The sequence below is a fragment of the Deltaproteobacteria bacterium genome, assembly GCA_019310525.1.
Lineage (GTDB): Bacteria > Desulfobacterota > DSM-4660 > Desulfatiglandales > HGW-15 > JAFDEE01.
Genome location: JAFDEE010000001.1, coordinates 1 through 20,094, shown reverse-complemented (window position 1 = coordinate 20,094; position 20,094 = coordinate 1). Strand labels below are relative to the sequence as shown.

The 20,094-nt window shown below is 55.9% G+C and carries 16 protein-coding genes; 14 read left to right on the top strand and 2 right to left on the bottom strand.

From position 1 onward, the window contains the following. Positions 1–5 precede the first annotated feature (5 nt). Positions 6–941, bottom strand: coding sequence for a LysR family transcriptional regulator (locus JRF57_00080; protein MBW2302087.1), 936 nt, complete (start codon positions 939–941; stop codon positions 6–8). Positions 942–1,062: 121 nt separating this feature from the next. Between JRF57_00080 and JRF57_00075 the strand changes: the two genes are divergently transcribed. From JRF57_00075 to JRF57_00020, 12 genes are all read left to right on the top strand, one after another. Next, a complete protein-coding gene (locus tag JRF57_00075) occupies positions 1,063–2,685 on the top strand; it encodes an NAD(P)/FAD-dependent oxidoreductase (protein MBW2302086.1) in 1,623 nt (540 codons plus the stop codon). A 12-nt stretch (positions 2,686–2,697) separates the two neighbouring features. After that, positions 2,698–3,075 (top strand): hypothetical protein, encoded by a 378-nt coding sequence (locus JRF57_00070; GenBank protein ID MBW2302085.1) that lies wholly within the window; start codon positions 2,698–2,700, stop codon positions 3,073–3,075. 90 nt (positions 3,076–3,165) lie between these two features. Beyond that, entirely contained in the window at positions 3,166–4,839 is a 1,674-nt protein-coding gene (locus JRF57_00065; protein MBW2302084.1) for an NAD(P)/FAD-dependent oxidoreductase, read from the top strand. 16 nt (positions 4,840–4,855) lie between these two features. Next, positions 4,856–5,608, top strand: a complete 753-nt coding sequence (locus tag JRF57_00060; GenBank protein MBW2302083.1) for a 3-oxoacyl-ACP reductase FabG — start codon at positions 4,856–4,858, stop codon at positions 5,606–5,608. A 191-nt stretch (positions 5,609–5,799) separates the two neighbouring features. Further along, entirely contained in the window at positions 5,800–6,417 is a 618-nt protein-coding gene (locus JRF57_00055; protein ID MBW2302082.1) for a hypothetical protein, read from the top strand. A 98-nt stretch (positions 6,418–6,515) separates the two neighbouring features. Continuing rightward, positions 6,516–7,139, top strand: coding sequence for a hypothetical protein (locus tag JRF57_00050; protein MBW2302081.1), 624 nt, complete (start codon positions 6,516–6,518; stop codon positions 7,137–7,139). Positions 7,140–7,226: 87 nt separating this feature from the next. Continuing rightward, complete coding sequence (locus JRF57_00045) at positions 7,227–9,065, top strand: aldehyde ferredoxin oxidoreductase family protein (GenBank protein ID MBW2302080.1); 1,839 nt, start codon at positions 7,227–7,229, stop codon at positions 9,063–9,065. Positions 9,066–10,041: 976 nt separating this feature from the next. After that, positions 10,042–11,730: a phosphoenolpyruvate-utilizing protein gene (locus JRF57_00040; protein MBW2302079.1), complete on the top strand. Its 1,689-nt coding sequence runs from the start codon at positions 10,042–10,044 to the stop codon at positions 11,728–11,730. Between the two features lie 65 nt (positions 11,731–11,795). Beyond that, on the top strand, positions 11,796–12,824 hold the full coding sequence (locus JRF57_00035; GenBank protein ID MBW2302078.1) for a PEP/pyruvate-binding domain-containing protein: 1,029 nt from the start codon (positions 11,796–11,798) through the stop codon (positions 12,822–12,824). Positions 12,825–12,873: 49 nt separating this feature from the next. Continuing rightward, a complete protein-coding gene (locus JRF57_00030) occupies positions 12,874–13,533 on the top strand; it encodes a hypothetical protein (GenBank protein MBW2302077.1) in 660 nt (219 codons plus the stop codon). A 203-nt stretch (positions 13,534–13,736) separates the two neighbouring features. After that, complete coding sequence (locus JRF57_00025; protein ID MBW2302076.1) at positions 13,737–14,618, top strand: DUF89 family protein; 882 nt, start codon at positions 13,737–13,739, stop codon at positions 14,616–14,618. Positions 14,619–14,996: 378 nt separating this feature from the next. Next, a complete protein-coding gene (locus tag JRF57_00020) occupies positions 14,997–15,431 on the top strand; it encodes a glycine zipper 2TM domain-containing protein (protein MBW2302075.1) in 435 nt (144 codons plus the stop codon). Positions 15,432–15,489: 58 nt separating this feature from the next. Here JRF57_00020 and JRF57_00015 read toward each other — a convergent pair whose 3' ends face one another. After that, on the bottom strand, positions 15,490–16,782 hold the full coding sequence (locus JRF57_00015) for a protein kinase (protein MBW2302074.1): 1,293 nt from the start codon (positions 16,780–16,782) through the stop codon (positions 15,490–15,492). A 428-nt stretch (positions 16,783–17,210) separates the two neighbouring features. On the opposite strand from JRF57_00015, the gene JRF57_00010 reads away from it, so the two are divergent. Further along, positions 17,211–17,909 (top strand): septal ring lytic transglycosylase RlpA family protein, encoded by a 699-nt coding sequence (locus JRF57_00010; protein MBW2302073.1) that lies wholly within the window; start codon positions 17,211–17,213, stop codon positions 17,907–17,909. 127 nt (positions 17,910–18,036) lie between these two features. Beyond that, entirely contained in the window at positions 18,037–19,491 is a 1,455-nt protein-coding gene (locus JRF57_00005; protein ID MBW2302072.1) for an HDOD domain-containing protein, read from the top strand. Positions 19,492–20,094: the final 603 nt, after the last annotated feature.

Genomic DNA, 20,094 nt, shown 5'->3' with positions numbered 1-20,094 from the left:
GATTTTTAAAAACTACTTCCTTTGTTGGCAAGGGCCATGACGGGAAGATCTTCAAGCATCTTTTTCCCTGGCCAGTTCCAGGAAGGCCTGGGCGGGGGGGAGAGGTTTACATCCTTGGGATAGACGATATCGGTCTGGATGTAAATGGGACCCTCCTTAAGGCACACGCAATGGAGCAGTCCTTGCATTGCCTCCTTCTCAACTTCCGGTTTGTATAGAAAAGAGACGCCCTTCCCCTTGATGACGTATTCCTTGATGAATTCCACACTACCCGCCTCAACAAGCACTGATGGCGTGATACCGTGGGTTTCAAGAAGTGAAAGCATGGCGTACCGTGAACCGGAGCCATTTTCCCGGATGATGATCGGCTCGTCCTTCAGGTCTTTGAGGGAGACGGACTTCATCCCGGCGAACCGATGTTGCGGTGGCGTGATCAGACAGAACTCCTCCCGGGTATAGGGGATGACCTTGAGCTTGTCGCTGTGAGGGAGGCGGCCGATGATGCCCAGATCATATTCAAAGGCCATGAGGCCGTCGGCTATTTCTTGACTGCTTCCCACCTTGAGCGAAATCTTGACGCCGGGATAGCGTTCCTGGAACCTCGAGAGAAGACGGGGCATAAGGTGTCGGGCAAAGCTTCGGGTCGTTCCCAGGACGAGGGATCCCCTGGACAGGTCGGAGTAACGCTTCAGGACGAATTCCATCTCATCCACGATCTCGAAGATCTTCTCGACATAATCGAAAAGGACGTGCCCGACCTCGGTCAGCCGGAGATCCTTCCCGTATTTCCTGAAAAGCTTGATATCGAGGGCCTGCTCAAGGGATTTGACCTGCATGGTGACTGCAGGCTGGGTGATACAGAGGATATCCGCGGCCCGGGTGATGCTCCTTTCCCTTGCCGCAAGGTAGAATGCCCTGAGTTGATTGAGATTGATTTGCATCTCGGAAGGCCCATAAGGAACGCTTATGGCACTATAAAAACAATTGTTTTGACAAGTCAACTGAAAAGCCGAACACTGAAAGGCACGTACCACGTCTGCTTTCGTCGAAAAGGAGGATGCCATGGCTGAATACGATGGAATTGTCATAGGTGCCGGACCCAACGGTCTCCTGGTCGCTGCCTACCTCGCAAAAGCAGGCCAGAGAATCCTCTTGCTGGAACGGCGGTTCGAGATGGGAGGGGGGTTGTGCTCGGAACACATAACGATTCCGACCTTCATCCACAACACCCACGCCATTTATATCCCCATGGTGGACTATGCCCCCTTTTTCCAGGACTTCAAGTACGAGATGGAAACCCTCTACGACCTGAAATTCATCTTCCCGGACCCGGTGATGTCACTGTCCCTCCTGGACGGCCGTTCGCTTTGCATTCATCAGGATCCCGAACGAACTGCCAAATCCATAGCCCAGTTCTCCGAGAAAGACGCCCGGACCTACGTGAAGGCCGCGGCACGGTTCAAGGAATACATGGACCTCTTCATCGCCCCTGCGACTTACTCTCCGCCACATCCGGCCATGGAGGCCATGACCAAGATGCAAAACCACGAGATCGGACGAGATCTCCAGGCGTTACAGGCCATGTCTCCCAAGAGCATCGTGGAGGAACTCTTCGAAAACGAACATGTCCGGACCCTCTTTCTGTACGCCTCTACCATGTGGGGCCTCGACTACGACCTGGAGGGCCTGGGCTTTCTCGTTCCGCTCTATATCAATCGAGCGGCCAACTACCGCCTGGTGGTGGGCGGCAGCCACCACTTGGCCCATCTCATGAGCAAGGTCATTTACAGGAACGGAGGCATGATCATCGGGCCCAAGCCGGTGACCCGGATCGTCCTGGAGAACGGCCGGGCCAAGGGCGTGGAGACTGAGGACGGCTACTATTACGAGGCCGAAAAATTCATCGTCAGCACCCTGAATCCCCACCAGACCTTCCTGGATCTCGTGGGAGAGGAAAACCTTGAAGCGGCCCTGGTGACCCGGATCAAGGACTGGAAGTGGGAAAAATCCAGCTTTTTCCATGTGCACACGGCCCTGTTCGAGGCCCCCCGGTTCAAGGCCGCCGATAAGAACCCTGAGGTGGCGGGTTCGTTCATCCACCTGTTCGGCTACGAATCCTATGAAGAACTCATCGCCCATCAGGATGCCATCAAGCGAGGCGAATTGAGGGATTCCGGGTTCAACAGCTGCTTCCCGACACTCCATGATCCCTCCCAGGCCCCTCCGGGGAAACACACGGGTCTCATTTCCTGCCATGCCCCCTACCATTTGGCCGACGGCGGAGCGGACCGGTGGTACGACATCCGGGACGAAATCGCAGAGCGTTGCCTCGCCAAGCTCCGGCAGTACGTCCCGAACGTGAACGAAGAGACTATCATGTGGCGTTACATTACCACCCCGAAGGATATCCACAACAAGTTCGTGGATATGCGGGAAGGTTCCTACAAGCAGGGGGCCTACCTTCCCCTCCAGATGGGATACCTCAGGCCCAATGAGCACTGCGCGGAATATGCCACGCCGATCAAGGACCTCTACATTTGCGGATCCTGCACCTACCCGGGAGGGACAGTGCTGCTGGCCAACGGTTACAACGCCGCCAACCGAATCGCCGAGGACTACGGCATCGAGAAGTGGTGGAAAAAGCCGGAATCCATCATCCGGGCCGAGGAACTCGGCCTGCTTTAGGGAGGATCATTCATGAAGGTCCAATCCACGGGTCTGGGCAAGACGGTGATGGTGGCCGACCTGAAGGAACTTTTCAAGACCCGCTTTGACGGTGAACAGGTCCTTCAAGTGACCATGGAGGCCACCCAGCCCTTGCACTGGACCATCAAAGTGTACATGGGACCAAAGGACATGCGCAAGGCGATCCTCATCGGGCTCAAGCCTTCGGTGATCTGGAAGGCATTGATGGCCTTGATATTCGGGAGGTACTCGCTCTTTCCGAAGGCCCCTGGGGAACCGGTCTCTGAAACGGCACCGGGGGAAAAGGCGAAACCAGCCGTACCACCGAAACCCGAACCCGCTCCCGCCGCCAATGAGGCCGTCAACCCGCTGGCGCGCCTGAAGGGTTGACGGGAGAATGTTCGGATTTTCAATTCTGTTCTACGTCCATTAATCGTTCAAGGATTCCAAGAATCCATTATCGAACAAGGAGTTGCTGCCATGGCCGACATGAGTTTCGATGCTGTCGTGATCGGAGGGGGGCATCACGCCACCATTATCGCCAACTACCTGCAAAACGCCGGCCTGGAAACAGCCGTCTTCGAGAGGCTCCACGAACTCGGGGGCGGGGCCTGCGGTGACGAACTGCCTGCGCCAGCATTCGTGCAGAATCCATGTGCCCACTTTACCCGGATGTTCGGCAACCCGGCCTACCATGACTTCAATCTCCGGAAATTCGGCCTCCATTACGTCTTTCCCGAAGGAAACGAGGCCATGGTCTATCCGGACGAAACCTGCTTCGTGGGGTATACCGCCTTTCGGGTGGTGGATCCCGAAACGGGCAAGGAGGAATTCTCCAACGAGAATTTCAGGAAGACGTACGACCAAATCGCCCGCTTCTCCAAGAGAGACGCCGACACTTACGAGTGGATCACGGAGCGGTATGAGAAAAAGTGGCGCAAGGCCTTCAGGAAATACCGCTACAGCCCGCCCACTCCCTGGGGGGTTCCCAACGCCCTGGAGGAACTGTTCACGGACGAAAAATACGGGTTCGATCCCCGCTGGCATTTCATGAACGGCATCCAGTTCGCCCGGGACCTCTTCGAGAGCCCGGAAATGCGCGTCCTTTTCATGAGGGCGATCGAAACCTCCTCCGGGTGTTTCCCGGTGGACGTAATGGGGGCCTATCTGGCCATCCACACCCTTGGACTCATGCTCTCCCTTGAATCAGCTTCCATCGTCTCAGGAGGCACCCACGCCATCACCCACGCCCTTCAGAGGTCCTTCAGTTCCATGGGTGGACAATTCTTCGTGGAAAGCGAGGTGGACAGGGTTCTGTTCGAAGGGGGGAGGGCCGTGGGGATCGAGCTGGTCAACGGCACCCAAATCGAGGCCAGAAAACTGGTGGTGAGCGACCTGGGGGTACCTCAAACCATGCTCCGGATTCTCAGGGATACCAAACTCTCCGACCAGCTCGCCCATCGCATCAAAAACATCGACTACGACCGATCCCAGATATTCTGGGGTAACGTGGCCCTCCATGAGCTTCCCGATTACAAGGCCAAGAGCTTCAACCCCGACCTGGGGGAGCAGCCCCGCCTTTACATGGGCCCCAAGGACGAAGACTACATGGCCTACAATTACATGTCGGATATCTTCACGCAGGGAATCCCCAGGCCCGGGCATATGTACCTGCTCACGGCGCCGGACAGCATCTGGGACAAGAACAGGGCTCCTGAGGGCAAGCATACCATTCTCATTGAGGAATTCGCCCCACCTTACCGTTTCTTTTCCGAGCGTGAATGGCTCAAGCTGAAACGGGAAATCGTGGACCGGGCCCTCAAGGACTGGCAGATCTATGCCCCCAACATGACCTGGGACAATGTCATCTCCCACAACATTCAAACGCCCCTGGACGTCACCTATCGCCACCCCGACATGAAGGAGGGCGGCTGGGTGGAGGGCGCCATGATGCTTTCCCAGCAGGACCGGTTTCGCCCCTTGGCCGAGATCTCCAACTACCGTATCCCCGGAGTTGAGAATATGTACATCTGCTCTTCCAATCTCCACTCTTGCGGGGGCATCGGGCGCGGCAGTTCCTACAACTGTTTTAAGGTGATAGTGGAGGATTTCAACCTGCCCAGGATCTGGGAGGAAAAGGGGAGAGAGTATTAGAGGAGAGGAGGAAAGCATGCGGCTCAAGGACAGAACGGCCATAGTGACCGGGGGCGCGAAGGGGCTCGGCAGGGCCTTCGCCCTTGAAATGGCCCGGGAAGGCGCCCGCGTGATGGTGGTCACCCGAAGGGATCTGGACAATCTCCGGGAGACCGTGAGGCTGATCCGGGAAATGGGTGGTGACGCCGTGGACTTCCAGGCCGATGTTTCCCGCGAAGAGGATACCCTGGCCATGGCCAGAGCCGCCTATGAAGCCTTCGGGCGGATCGATATTCTGATCAACAACGCGGCCGTCTACGACGGCATCCGCAGGAGACCCTTCCAGGAAATCGACCTTGAAGAATGGAACCTGGTCATGGCGGTCAACGTCAAGGGGGCCTTTCTGTGCGCCAGGGCGGTCTTTCCCTACATGAAAGAACAGGGATACGGGAAGATCGTGAACCTGGCCTCCGAGGTCTTCTTTACAGGATCCCACGGTTTCGCCCACTACGTGGCCTCCAAGGGAGGCATCATCGGGTTGACCCGGGCCCTTGCAGTCGAACTGGGACCCCACAACATCTGTATCAACTGTATAGCCCCCGGATTTACGGATACCGAAGCGAGCCGCGGCCTGGCCGACGTGGCCAAGTACGATACCTCCAAGACCCCCTTGCGGAGGCTGGAACGTCCCGAGGACCTTACGGGCGCCGCCGTTTTCCTGGCCTCCCCCGAGAGCGATTTCATCACCGGCCAGACCATTCTGGTGGACGGCGGGCGGGCCATGCATTGATAAAAGCTGCCGAGACCTTTGAAGAACGCTTCCTTTTGCCCAATCTCGGCGTCAGGCTCAAATTTTAATCCTCGAAATACTTCAGTGTATTCCTGTGGTTAAAATTTTCGCCTTCCTTGACCTTGAACAAAATTGAACGTTTTTCAAAGGTCTCGGTTGCATGAGCCCTGGCCTTATGACGAGGTGGAGCCATGACCGTCAAATTCATCCAGTACTGCGATGTCCTCTCAGAACACCGGGAGGAATTCGGGGATTTCCTCTCCAAGAACTATATCCCGGGGATCAACGACACCGGTCTTCTGAAAATCCTCGGCTCCTGGTACGCAGTATCCGGGGAAGGCCCTTTCCACATCCTGGAAGGCGTGGCGGACTCTATGGCCCAGGTCCATGCCTTGCTGGAACAGGAAGAGTTCATCAAGCTCAACCGGCTTATGCACTTCGTTTCCACCAATTACCGCACCAAGATCCTGGTCCCGACGGGCCGCGTGGAAAGCCTCCTTCCCGAACATACCAATTTCCGGTTCAACCACCACTACGATGTCATCACGGACAGATACGACACTTACGAAGCCTTCATGGAAAATGAATATATCCCCGCCCTTGAAGGTCTGGGCATCAAGATGATCGGGTCCTGGTACGTCGCTATCGGGCCGGGTCCGAACATCGTAACCGAGGGATCCTGCACCGATCCCAAGCGAATCCTGGAGGCCATCGGCAGCGAGACTTACAGGCGTCTCACCGCCAAGCTCCTACCCATGGTAAATGGATTCGGGAGCAAGATCCTCATGCCTTCGGGGCTGCTCCCCTGATGGGAGACAATGACCCCGAAAACCGTGAATTCCCCGAAATTCCTTCTTCCGGGAGATTCTCATCCCTGAAGGGGAAAATTCAGGGAAGGGAGGCATCCATGCCGGTAAAATTGGTTCAGTACTGGGATGTCCTGAAGGGAAAAGACGGTCCTTTTGACGACTTTTTTTCCTCAGAATTCGTCCCCCGGATCAACGATACGGGACTCATGATGCTCACCGGATCCTGGCGGGTGGCCTCCGGGGAAGGCCCCACCTTCATCACCGAAGGGGTCTCCAGGGCCATAAAGGATGTGGAGAAACTCATCACTGCTCCATCTTTCATTCAACTCCGCCGAAAACTCCTGAGCCTTGTGGAGAACTATCATTCAAAACTGCTCGTACCGACCGGAGTCATCCCCGCAAAGCCCGTTGAGATCGAACACGGATACAAATTCAATCAGCATTACAACGTCAATCCACAGGACTTCTATGCCTTCAAGGACTTCGAGCGAGAAGAGCAGATGCCTGGGCTGGAATCCTTCGGCCTGGAAATGCTGGGAGGATGGTACGTGGCCGTGGGTTCCACTCCCCATATCATCGCCGAAGGCCGCGTAGAAGAAATCACCACCATCGGTAAAATGCTCCAGGATCCGGCGTACCGGGAAATGACCCTCAAACTGCTGGGATTGGTCTCCTGTTACGGGTGCAAGATCCTTGTTCCATCCGGGCATATCAACCGATGAAACCCGCACCAAACGATATTCCAAAGGCGGCGAAACCCGGAAGGCCGGATCGCGGCGGGTAAAAACGTCGATCAAGGTGAGAAAGAGATGAGCACATTCGCAGGAAAACTGCTGAGGATCAACCTGTCGGCATCCACCTTCAAGGAAGAAGAAATTCCATCGCGACATCTCGAGAAATACCTGTCGGCAAGGGGGCTAGGCTCTAAATACCTTTACGACGAAATCGCCCCCGGAATCGATCCACTCGGCCCGAGGAACAAGCTCATCATGTCCATAGGCGTCCTGGGCTGCACGGGGATCCAGGGTTTCTCAAAATGGGCCGTGAGTTCGAAGAGCCCCCTCACGGGGACCATCTTCCGGTCCATCGCGGGCGGAAATTTCGGGCCCTGGATGAAGCATGCAGGCTACGACCTGATGATCATCGAGGGAGCGGCGGAGAAGGCCACTTACCTCTTCATCGACGAGAGCGGCCCTCGGTTCATGGACGCCCGGGACCTGGCGGGACTGGACACCAGGCGCACCCAGCTCCTGCTTAAGAAAAGGCACGGGCCGGGCACCGAGTCCGCCTGTATCGGACCAGCAGGGGAGAAAGGGATCCGCTACGCCGTGATCGCATCGGGGGAGCGCACCGCCTCCCGTGGAGGCCTTGGAACCGTCATGGGAGCCAAAAACCTGAAGGCCGTGGCCATCAAAGTGCCTGCAAAAAGATACGTTCCCCATGATGCGGACCGCTTCCGAATCCTTCTGGAGAAGCAGATAGAAATTCTGAAAAGGCACCCCAGAAGAGAAAACATGAATACCCTAGGGACCCCTTACATCACGACCGTCGTGGATAATCTGGGAATTCTGCCGGTTAGAAACTTCCAGGAGGGAAGCATTGAGAACATCGAAGAAATCTCGGGGCAGAAGTTCTTCCGGTTGAAAAAGGCCAAGGCGGGCTGTTACCTCTGCATGACCCGTTGCGGCGGAATGAGGGATGTCGCCACCGGCCCCTTGGAGGGAACCCGGATCGACGGACCGGAATACGAATCCATTTACGCCTTCGGGCCTCTGTTGGGCATCACGGACAAGTCCTTCATCATAGACGCCAATGCCCTTTGTGATTACTACGGCATTGATACTATCAGCACCGGTGTCTGCCTGGCCTTCGCCTTCGAACTCTTTGAAAGAGGCATCCTCACTCCCCTGCAGACCGGCGGCCTGACCCTCACCTGGGGGGACCGGAGGGCGGCCTTCACCTTGATTGAACGGATCGGCAAGGGGGAGGGAATCGGACAAATCCTGGGACAAGGGGTCCTGAGGGCCGCCGTTGAGCTCGGAGAGGGAGCCGAACCCTTTGCCATGCACATCAAGGGCCTGGAGCTTCCGGGGTACGATCCAAGGGGTGTCAAGGGATACGCCCTCAGCATGGCCACATCCAATATCGGAGGCAGTCACATGTACGGCCGGCCCAGGGATGAACTCTCCGGAAAGGTCGACCCTTACACGGAAAAAGGAAAGGGAGCGGATATCGCAAGGGTCCAGATGGAACAGGCCGTCGAGGACTCCCTTATCGCCTGCACCTTTGGAAACACGGGGTTGAACCTCGAGATGTACGCCGAATACCTCGAGGCCGCTACAGGCCTTGAATCCCTTGGGGATCCGGAAAATCTCCTTCGGGCGGGGGAGCGGATTCTATGTATCGAGAGGTGCTTCAACGTGCGGGAAGGGTTCAGGAGGAGGGACGACACCCTTCCTGAACGGATGACGGCCGAGCCCTTAAAGAACGCCGGACCGGCGACGGGCCAGAGGGTGGAAAATCTTGAGGGCCTGCTCGATGAATATTACCGAGACCTCGGTTACACTCGAGAAGGGATACCTTCCAAAGAACGGCTTGAAGCCCTGGGAATTCCCGAAGTCCTGGCAGACATGGAAAAGGCCCTTTGACGAGGGGCGACATGCCGGAAAGACAAGATCCTGTGGATCCTCTTAAAGGGGGGAGATCCACGGCGAGTGTTTTCAGTAAACCCAAATTATACATTAATTAATAATGAAATTTATCTTTATTACAATATGTTAAAGCATCCTGGCAGCACCCGATAGATGAAGGGTAAAAGGATATTTCCTCCGCTACGTTCCCGCCAGACAGCAGCGGGCAAGCGCTACGCCGTCCATGGCTCCGCTCACTGCCTATTTTGGCTCTTCCGCTCTCCCTGCCTGCGGCAGGCAGGCTGCTCCAGAGCCAAAATAGGCCGCTTCGGAAAAATCCCTTTACCCTTCCTTGGACAGGCCGCGCCCGAGACAGGCAAGACCGCCAAACAGCCAGCGGGCAAGCATTCACGCATAATTTGGGTTCAATAAAACCCTTTTGTTTCCATGGCGCCGCACCCCGCTGGGTGAAAAACCGAAGGGGTTTCCGAGGGAGCCCCCATCGGAGAAACGAATCTTTTGGAGGCTGCCGGTAAATGCCCATTCCGATACCGTTCAAGGCCACTCCCATGGGAAATAGATCCTCCCCATCCACGCACTCCCCGGAGGGATGGAAAGACAATGGGCCGGGTGGGCGTATTCTTGCGGTTTCCAGGAAAGGAGGTGACAATCCAATCCGTTTCGAGGTCCCCGGTTGGGGACCAGGTTCTGGCGCTGTTCCTCCACGTTGAGGAAGAAAAGGATCCTAAGACTGCATCCAGGCTGCGGCTGAAAGAGGTTCCATCGACCCTCGAACCCGCGATCACGCACCCTATATCCGGCGGCCGGGTGGTTTTTGCCCGTCGCCTGCCGCCCGCCTGAATCTCCTCCGATTTCAACCCTCGCCTCTTCCCGGAGCGCCTGGTCTCCCAGTTTTAAACCAACGCCGGATGATCGAGAAAGCAGTCTGGCCGCGTCCTTTTTCTTTTAACCCCATGCAAGTAAGGAGGGAAACATGAAGGTTTACGATGTGGTCCCGGGCTTGGAATTTGATCCCGAAAACGATTTCGAGCAATCTCCGGCCTGGTTCCTGGACGGCACTCATTCCGTGCCGCCCTGGACGCCCATGTTCGGATGGTTCTGGATCAATTTCTGCCGTCATGGCATGCAATACGGCGCCGAGAAGTTGAGCCTCCCCACCGTGAAGGGATGGGATTGGCGCTTTCACAATGGAGGGGGATACCTGACGCTCCTGCTGGTCAAAAGCGAAGAGGAGCGGCAGAGGAGAGAAGCCAAGTTCCGCGAAGCCATTCTTCCCTTCATCGAAGACTATGATGGGCTGTGGCAGGGTTTCCTGAAGGAAATCCTCGAAAGATACGAGAACCTAAAAAAATTGGATCTTGAGAAGGCGAGCAACATCGAATTGCTGGAAAACTTCGAGGAGACCATCAATACCTGCCGCCGAATGTGGGAAATTCACATGTACATGATGTACGGGACCTACACGGCCTATATCCTCTTCGAAAACATGTGCCGCGACCTTGCGGGAATCGATGACACTTCCCCGGTGTTTCACAAGCTTGTCTCTGGCTTCGACAACAAGGTCTTCCAGGTGGATCGGCGCTTGTGGGAGTTCTCGAAGCGTGCGAGAGAAGAAGGCCTGACGGAAGAGTTCCTGCAAAGCGAACCGGAACAGATCCAAGAACGACTCGAGAGTACGGAGAAGGGCCGGGCCTTCATGGAAGACTTCATGGCCTTCATGAACGAGGACGGCTGGAGGATGCAACGCATGTCGGAGATCAACCTGCCCACGTGGGTGGAAGACCCCGCCCCGGCCCTTGCGAATGTGAAGCAGTTTTTGCTGAAGGGCGGAGACTTCAACCTGGATGAAGAACGCAAAAAGCTTACCGAGGAGCGGGAAGCGGCCGAAAGGGAAGTCCTCGAAAAGGTATCGCCTGAACAACGCGGGTGGTTCGAACAATTGATGCGTTTGGCCCAGAAGAGCGGGGTGTTCAGCGAGGAACACGATCATTACCTGGACCTTTACACCCATGCCATGATGAGAAGAAGCGCCCTGGGTATCGGGCGGCGGTTCGTTTCGGCGGGTACCATCGATCATCACGAGGATATCTTTTTCCTCATTCCCGACGAGGTTCGAAGGGCCGCCATCAATCCCGACCAGTTCAACCTGCGCTATATCGTGGACCGCCGCAAGGCCGAATGGGAGGAATGGAAAAAGAACCCCAATCCCCCGGCCTTTCTCAAGGAAGGATTCGATCTGGACCAGGCCATGGGGGTACTCGTCCAATCCAACGATCCCATCGCCCTGAAGGTCGTGGTGGGCTCCATGCCCCAGGTTCGCCCGGAACTCAAGGCCGACCTTTACGGAACCTGCGGATCCCCGGGAGTGGCGGAGGGACCGGCCCGGGTCATCATGAACGAGGACGAACTTCACCTCGTCAAGGAAGGCGACATTCTGGTGGCCGCCAGCACCTCTCCCAGTTGGACTCCCATCTTTTCGATGATCAAGGGCGTGGTGGTGGACCGTGGGGCCAGCCTTTCCCACGCGGCCATCGTGGGCAGGGAATATGGTATCCCCGTGGTCATGAACGTTTTCGAGGGAACGGTGAAGATCAAATCGGGGCAGAGAATCAAGGTGGATGCCAACCTGGGAACCGTCTATATTCTTGACAAGGAAAAGTAACTCGTATCCTGGCCGGGCGCCCGGACCACCGGGCCTCGGGCGCCGGTCCTTTTGGGAGCATGGATATGGGACAGAAATGGCTCTATCGGCTAAGTGAACTCCGAAGCGAACACAACGATCTTGTCGGCAAAAAATGCGCCAACCTGGGAGAGATGACCCACTTGGGGATGAAGGTACCCCCGGGATTCGCCGTCTCCGTAGACGGATATGAGCGTTTTATGGAGGAAACCGGGGCCGGGGACGAGATCAGGCGGTACGTCACCGAAAACCAGGGAAAATTGAACAAGGTGGAAAAGCAAATCGAGGCCAGCCGATTCATCAGGGGGGTTATTGAATCCAAGAAGATGCCCGAAGATATGAAACGGGAACTCTGGGACTACTATGACGAACTCTGCGAACAGGTCGGCCAGGAAAATACAGCCGTCGCTACCCGTTCGAGCGGCGCGGTGAGCATGCCGGGGCAGATGGAAACCTACCTGAACGTGAGGGGCAAGGGCCAACTCGCGCGGAAGGTGATCCAGGTCTGGGGAAGTGCTTTCACCACCCGGGCCATCGCCTTCCGGATCGAAAAGGGCATGGAGATGGAGAAGGCGCCCATCGGGGTGGCCGTCCTCAAAATGGTCAACGCCAAGTCCGCCGGGGTCGCGCTCACGGTCCAGCCCACCACAGGGGATCTTTCCAAGATCGTGGTGGAGGGGAACTGGGGCCTCGGGGAGAGCGTGGTAAGCGGGGAGATCACCCCTGACACCTTTATCATCGACAAGGAGACGGGCCGGGTCCACAGTACCATTAACCGGAAGACCAAGATGGTGGTCTATACCCAGGACGGAACCGGCACGGCAAGGGTGCCGGCGGAAATGGTCGAGAAGCCCTGCCTGGAAAAAGAAGAACTGGAAGAGATCGCACGTATCGCGAAAAGGGTCGAGGCCCATTTCGGCGTTCCCCAGGACATGGAATGGGTCATTGACCTCGATCTTCCCTTCCCGGATAATCTCTTCTGGGTCCAGACGCGGCCCGCGAAGTATTCGAAGAAAAAAGAAAAGAACTCCGAATACCTGGCGGAACTCATGACGCGTGTATTCAAGATGGGATGACGCCGGGAAACCACCCATTTTTCACCCGAACGGGACCTTGGAGGAAAACATGCCCATTCTTTTTTCCCAATACTGGGATGTGATGCCCAATAAGTTCGACGATTATTCCACCTTCATTCTCGAGAAATACAACCCCACCCTGGAAGGTCTGGGGCTCCGGTTGGTCGGGGGGTATTACGTGGCGGTCGGTATGGGCCCCCGCATCGTAGCGGTGGCCGAGGTGGAAAATGTGGACAATCTGAAGAAAACCCTATCGGGGAAGGAATATCGAACGATCTTCAACAATCTTCTCCAGTATGTGTGGAAGTACGACAGCAGGGTCTGGGCCCCATCCGGACGGATCCAGGAAGGCCCCTACCGAATCCAGACCGGCGTGTGGAAGTTCAACCAGTATTACAACGTCCTGCCCGGCATGGAAGAGGAGCACTATCATTTTGTCAAGGAAGAGTGTCTCCCGGCCATGAAGGAACTGGGGGTTCCCATCACCGGGGGCTGGAGGCTCATCATCGGTTCAGGCCCCAGGGTGCTGGCGGAGGGCACGGCGAGCAATATTGTGGACATAGCCAAGGCGATCGACACCTCGGAGTTCAGGCGCCTGGTCCGCAAGCTGAAAACAAGATACGCAACGGATTACAGCAGCCGGATCCTGGCCCCGACCGGGAGGATCGAGGTGCCCTATCTGATGAGGGAGATGCTCAAAACTTTCTAAGGGCCACCCGCCCCGGTCCAACCCCGACGATCGTCTCTATCACCCACCGGCAGGATCCTTAGGAAAAAGGGTGTCTTTCCCGGATGCTCGACGATGAAAAGGGCGTTTGCCTTAAGCCTGGGCGGAAGATTACGAAACGCCTCCGGGCGTAACCCCAACCCGGTGCAGTGCATCGGAAGAACCCAAGGATCGGGAGATTTTCCATGCTTATCAAGCCGGATTGCATCCCCTGTGTGTTGCGGATGTCCGTAACGGCGATGAGAGCCCTCAAGCTGGATGAAACCAGGATGCGGAGCCTTTACCGGAGAATCGCGGAACTTCCCGGACTCCGGGGTGAAGACTGGAACGTGGTCAGTCCCGCCCTCATCGAAGGGGTGATGAAGATCATCATGAAGGCTGCGGACAGCCCGGATCCCTTTTCCTTGCTCAAGTGGAAGCAAAACAAGCGGGTACTCGAGGTAGAGCCCCATATCAGGTCCCTTATTCATGAGGATGCGGATCCCCTCTTCGGGGCCATCAAGCTTGCCATCCTGGGAAACAGGATCGACCTCATGGTTTCGGAAAACCCCACGGATTTCCTGGACTGGATCAAGGCCCAACTCCAGGTCCCCGTCTCCCGGCAGGCCTATGCCGACTTCAAGGAACGCCTCGGAAGATCGGAACTCCTGGTCTACCTCGGGGACAACTCGGGGGAAATCGTTTTCGACAAGCTTCTCATCGAGATCCTCCGGGCCCAGTATCCCCTTGAAGTGATCTTCGTCGTGAGAAGCATCCCCACGATGAACGACGTGACCCTAACCGAGGCGGAAGATGCGGGAATCACGGTTGTCGCACAGGTGGTGGAAAACGGAATTATGGGCCCCTTTCCCGGAACCTCCCTCAAGCGGTGTTCCGGCGAGCTGAGGGATCTCCTTGAGCGTGCCGATATCATCGTGTCCAAGGGAGGGGGCAACTTCGATTCCCTGGGAGAAGAAACCGCGTCCGTCACCGAAAAAACCACGTTCATGCTCCTCTCCAAATGCCTGCCCTATTGCAACCTATTCGGCACGGGCCTCTTTGATCCCGTACTCTTTCACATCCCCTGACTCGACCGGCTCCAAACCGGGTGGGGTGATCCCCTTGGGAGGTCCTCCTCCCTTCTCATTCGGACTGTAAACCCGATGGGGAGGAAAAACGTCAAAATATAACAGACTGTCCCGCCCGGCCGTCGGATGGACATAATAACATTATCTTACGACCTTTCTCTATGTCCGCTGGTGAGTGATTGCCGCTAATGGGAAAGGGAATTCCGTCAATTCCGCATGTCTCCATATTCCCGGGGGCTCCTGGACGCCATGAATCGATTCGTCTTCTTCCGTACGCGATTGGATCCGGGGGGCTGACAGACCTCCGGGCGGGCTTGAAAATTCCCTGATCATGCTTAGTGTAAGGAGATAAGCCATGAAAAGTCGGGAGGAACAGGAATGAAAAAACTTTGGACCCTCGTGATCGTGCTCTCTGTTGTTTTCATCCTTACAGGCTGCGCCACCGTACCTCAGGATCGGTACAATACCCAGAAGGGCGCGGCCATCGGCGCGGGTGTCGGCGCTATCGGCGGGCAGATCATCGGGGGGAATACGGAATCGACCCTTATCGGAGCGGCCGTGGGCACCTTGCTCGGCGCCATCGTGGGTAATGCCGTGGACCAATCATACCAGGCGAGCCGGGAAGCCGCCCTGACCAACAAGAGAGTCGTTTATTACGACAATCAGGGCGGGGCCGTGGAGGCCATCCCCGGCCCGGTGAATCAAAGCACCAAGTGCCGGAAGGTCACAAAGAGGGTTTGGAAAAACGGAAAGCTGATCAGTGAAACGGTCGAGGAAATCTGCGAAGGGCAGAAAACCACGACAGAGTATTGATCCTGGGAACACGGAGATTCAAGATCCTTGTAAAGGCAAGCCGCCCGGGTGCGGGCCGTTAGGGAGAGGCCTGGGAGAGGAGTCTGCTCGTCTGAGCCAATCGGCGGATAAGGGTGCCGGTGAAGACCTTGTAGAAGCGGAGCTGTGTGGCCATGGGGGTCTTGTCGATGATGGAGGCGTTTATCTTCATCAGGATGGTGTCTGTGAGCGCCTCGATGGAAGCGGTCCTCCGGACCTTTCCCAGGCAAGCCATTTCCCCGAAACAGTCTCCCTGCTTGAGAACGGCGATGGCCTTGCCCATCTTTCTTACCACCACTTCTCCAGCCACGATGATATAGAAGGCGTCCTCCTTTTCCCCCTCGGTGAGGATCGTGGAAGATGCGCCGTATTCGAGCCACTGGGTATCTTTCAGGATCTCACTCAATTCCATGGAATTGAAGTCCCTGAAAAAATCAATCCTTTTTAAGGCATTGAATTTTTTCTCGAGATTTACCCCTTCCTCTGGGAGACGGATGTGTTTGAAGGCATTTCCCAGGTCCGTAGCGATCTCTCCTGCCGTGGCGTACCTCTCCTTCAAGTCCTTCTCCAAGGCACGGTGGACGATGGCCTCCAGAGTCCCGGGGATATCGGGCCGCAGAGATCTGAGGGGTTGAGGATCGTCATGGGTAATACGATAGACGGTCGCCACGTCTGAATCCGCTTCAAAGGGATTCTTTCCCGCCAGAAGTTCAAACATCACCACACCAAGAGAGAAGAGATCCGCCTGGGGGGTGATGACCTCATCGCGGAGTTGCTCCGGGGAGGTATAGGAGGCCGATCCGGTCAGGCTTCCTGAACTGTTCAGGTCGGCGGGATCCCCGATCAATGCGATTCCGAAGTCAGCGATTTTGACCTCGCCCCGGCTGGAGAGCATGATGTTTCCGGGCTTGATATCCCGGTGTATGACCCCGTTCTCGTGGGCATAGTCCAGGGCCTTTGCACACTGGTAGGAAATCTTGACAACCTCTTCGATGGGAAGCAAGGTGTCCTTGCGGCAGAATTTCTTGAGGGTAGGGCCATCCACGTATTCCATGACTAGGTAACAACGGTTGTTCTCCACCGCCGCATCATAGACGGATACGATGTGGGGATGAAGCAATTTTCCGGCCGCCCTGGCCTCGTTCAGGAATTCCCTCCGGAACTCTTCCAGTCGGCTTTCGTCCTGGACACTAACCGTAGAGGCCACCTTGACCGCCACCATCCGGTCAATAAAGGGATCATAGGCCAGGTAAACAATACCCATACCCCCCCTTCCCAGTTTCTGGGTCACCTGGTACCTGCCTATACTGTAAGGCAATTCCGATGAATTCATAGGAAACCTGACCGCCTGGAGGAGCACTTTGGACAAGTAAAAGAAGTATATAAGGGGCTGGTTGGGGGTGTCAAGGAGCATATTCCGCCCCCCGGACTCGGTCAACCCTGGATCCAGGGGACCGCTTGGGGCGATGTTTGGGTTGGACAGTGGCCCCAAGGGACCAGAATACAGGTGAGGCGCCAAGATCCAGCGTCATAATTTTGACAAAACCCCAGGAATCTTTTGGGTCTTCTCGGGAAATCGAGCCACACTCCAAAGGGCCTGGGAGAGCATGGTACCCTGGCACAATAATTGCTTTTTTACTACTTTCAAGGGCATAGAGGAAAGGCTTACAGGCCTGCTCCCGGCCGATGAAAAACAGAAAGCGGATCCAAGAGCGCAGATGCAAAATCCAGGGTTGAAACAAAGGTAAGGAGGGTTTTTCCATGGTCTACAAAGTTCAGAGGGGGGATACCATCAAAAAGGTGACCGGCCTGATGAACATGAACTGGCAGACCCTTCGCAAATTGAACCCCGGGGCCGTGGGCCGTTCTTCCAGGACTGGTCGCTGGTTTTTGAAAGAAGGCGCCGTCATAAGGGGAGAGAAGGACTTTCAGGCCATTGTGCACCGAAAAAAAGAGGATTTCACCACCTTTCCCGTTCCTGAACCGAAAGTCAGAGAGAAAACGGAGGATTGGATCGAATACACCATAAAGCCGGGGGACACCCTCTGGGCCTTGGCCGTGAAACGATTTCACGTCAATGTTCAAGATCTTATTCGCGACAACGGAATCCAGGATCCCAGGAAAATCCGGCCCGGACAGACCCTCAGGATCCGCAGGCCGGCCTATCCGAAGGAACAGGTCGTGATTGCGAGCTGGTACGGGAAGAGCCATCACGGAAAGGTCATGGCCAACGGAGAATTTTTCAACATGTATGGAAACACCATCGCCCACAAGAAACTGCCCCTGGGAACCCGGGTCGAACTGGTGAATCCTCTTACAGGTGAACGGGCCAGGGCCGTGGTTACGGACCGGGGGCCCTATGTAAAGGGCCGCGACGTTGATCTCTCTTATGCACTGGCCCGGAAATTGTCCCTTCTAAAAAAGGGGGTCGGCAAGCTCACTATGAGGATCATCGGGTAAAGGCTCTCCACCCGAGCAGGTTTTCAGCCACGGGATCCTATCACCCCGTCACCCAGACCGGGCAAACAGGTGGAAGCCCACGGCTAACCACCCGTTCCAAGAACTTTTTCGAGAGGAGACCTGAATCATGAGAAGGCATGGCAAGGACAATGATATCAGGGATCTGATCCAGATCCTGGTTTCCCTGATAGAAGAAAAGGATCCCTTCCTTAAAGGGCATTCCGAGCGGGTGGCGCGAATCTGTGTCTCCTTTGGAAAAAAGCTCAGTCTCCCTGAAATGGAGATAGATAACCTCTACCTTGCGGGTCTCCTTCATGACCTCGGAATGGTTCATTTGCCCCAGGGTCTCCTCCGGAAGCCCGTTGATTTGACCATGGAAGAAAAGTCCCTTCTAAGGCAGCATCCCGTCGTGGCCGAGCGAATCCTTTCAAAAAACCGCCACCTGAAAGAAATACTTCCCATCATCCGCCAGCACCACGAGGCCTTTGACGGCACAGGATACCCCGACGGGCTCAAGGGTGGAGCGATTCATCTGGGTGCCCGAATCCTGAGACTGGCCGACACTTACGACGCCTTGATCTCGACCCGCCCCCAGCGCCCCAGAATGAGCCCCTCAGACGCCATCGAAGAGATGAAAAGGGGGGCTGGAAAGGCCTTTGATCCCGATCTTCTCAAGGAATTTATCTCCCACCTGAAAACCCTTTCCGGGATGACTGAAGGCGGCGGAGCCGCAGAAGACGAGGAAGATCTTCGCGGCATGGTAATGGATCTCGTGGAAAAATTCAGGGAAGGCAAAATCGAACTCCCCCACCTGCCCCGGGTCGTTCAGGAAATCCAGAAAGTGGCCCATGATCCCTCCTCTGGTGTTGACGATCTGGTCAAAGTCATTGAAAGGGACGGGGTGATTTCCTTGAAACTGATTTCCCTGGCCAACTCTTCCTGGTACCGCAGGCTCGAAGAGATATATTCCGTGCGAAGGGCCATTCCCCTCTTGGGATTTCGGGAAACTCAGGGGATTATCATGGCGATCGCTTACAGGGACCTCTATGAGGTGAAGGGGGTGGAATACAGGGTGGTGATGGAAAACCTATGGCTTCACTCCCTTGCCAGCGCCTTTGCCGCCAAGGCCATCGCCGAAGACCGGAAATTCAAAGACAGCGATAGATTCTTCCTGATGGGTCTTATACATGACATCGGAAAGGTGCCTCTCCTGAAGGCCCTCTCAGAGACCGCACCTGCTGAATCCTTCGACCTGTCCGATGTCCTCTCCCACGTCGCGGAAGCATACCCTCTGGTCAGCGAAGAAACCCTGAAACGCTGGAATTTCTCCGATGAATTCATCCACATGGCCCGCCGACAGGCCACCCTCCAGACCGATTCCCCCCTTGATCAAGCCTGCCTGGTCATCAACCTGGCCAGCCACATGGCCTCTTGGATCGGGTACGGGGACGGAATCGACCACGGGGAAACAGAGCTTCAGGATCTCGAAGCGTCCAAACTCCTGGGATTCACCCCTGAAACCATCGCGAAAATCGGAAAAGAAGTCGAGGAAAGCGTCCGACATTCCGCCCATTTCATCTAGGAGCCCGCCGGGGGAGGCCGTCTCAATCGGCCTCTCCATCCTTCCCATCCAGCACAAGCCCCCCGTGACCACCATTCTCCAGGGCACAATCTCATCTCCCAGGTTGATCCACCAGGACTTCACAGGTTGTTGAAAACGCAACAAGCGAAGCACTTATTCAACAGCCCGTTCAACTAACCACCCCAAGGAGCACGCCGAACTCGAAAGAAACAAATTTTCAAGGGAAAAGAACCCGGATGTCTCCCCGGTTCGTTATCGATAATTCCCTTCCCAACTCCCGGCCAACAATGATACCTTTCACGGGTGACCTTCGGGATGCCCTGTCCCGAAGACTCGAAGCGAAAAAAGGCTTCACTCGTGTGAATGTTTTGATACACCATAGACCATTGCTGTCTAGAATAGAATTGTTTTGCTATTCATTAATAATAAAATCAGATAGATAGTCATACATAACGGTTTCTTTCAAATTCAGGTTCTTTTGCAGGCCGGCAGAAAGCAGAGGCTGCGGATGTTCTCCTCGCTAACGTTCCCACCAGAAAGCCGGCGGGCAGGCGCTCCGCCGTCCATGGCTCCGCTCCCGCCAGACACCGGCGGACAGGCACT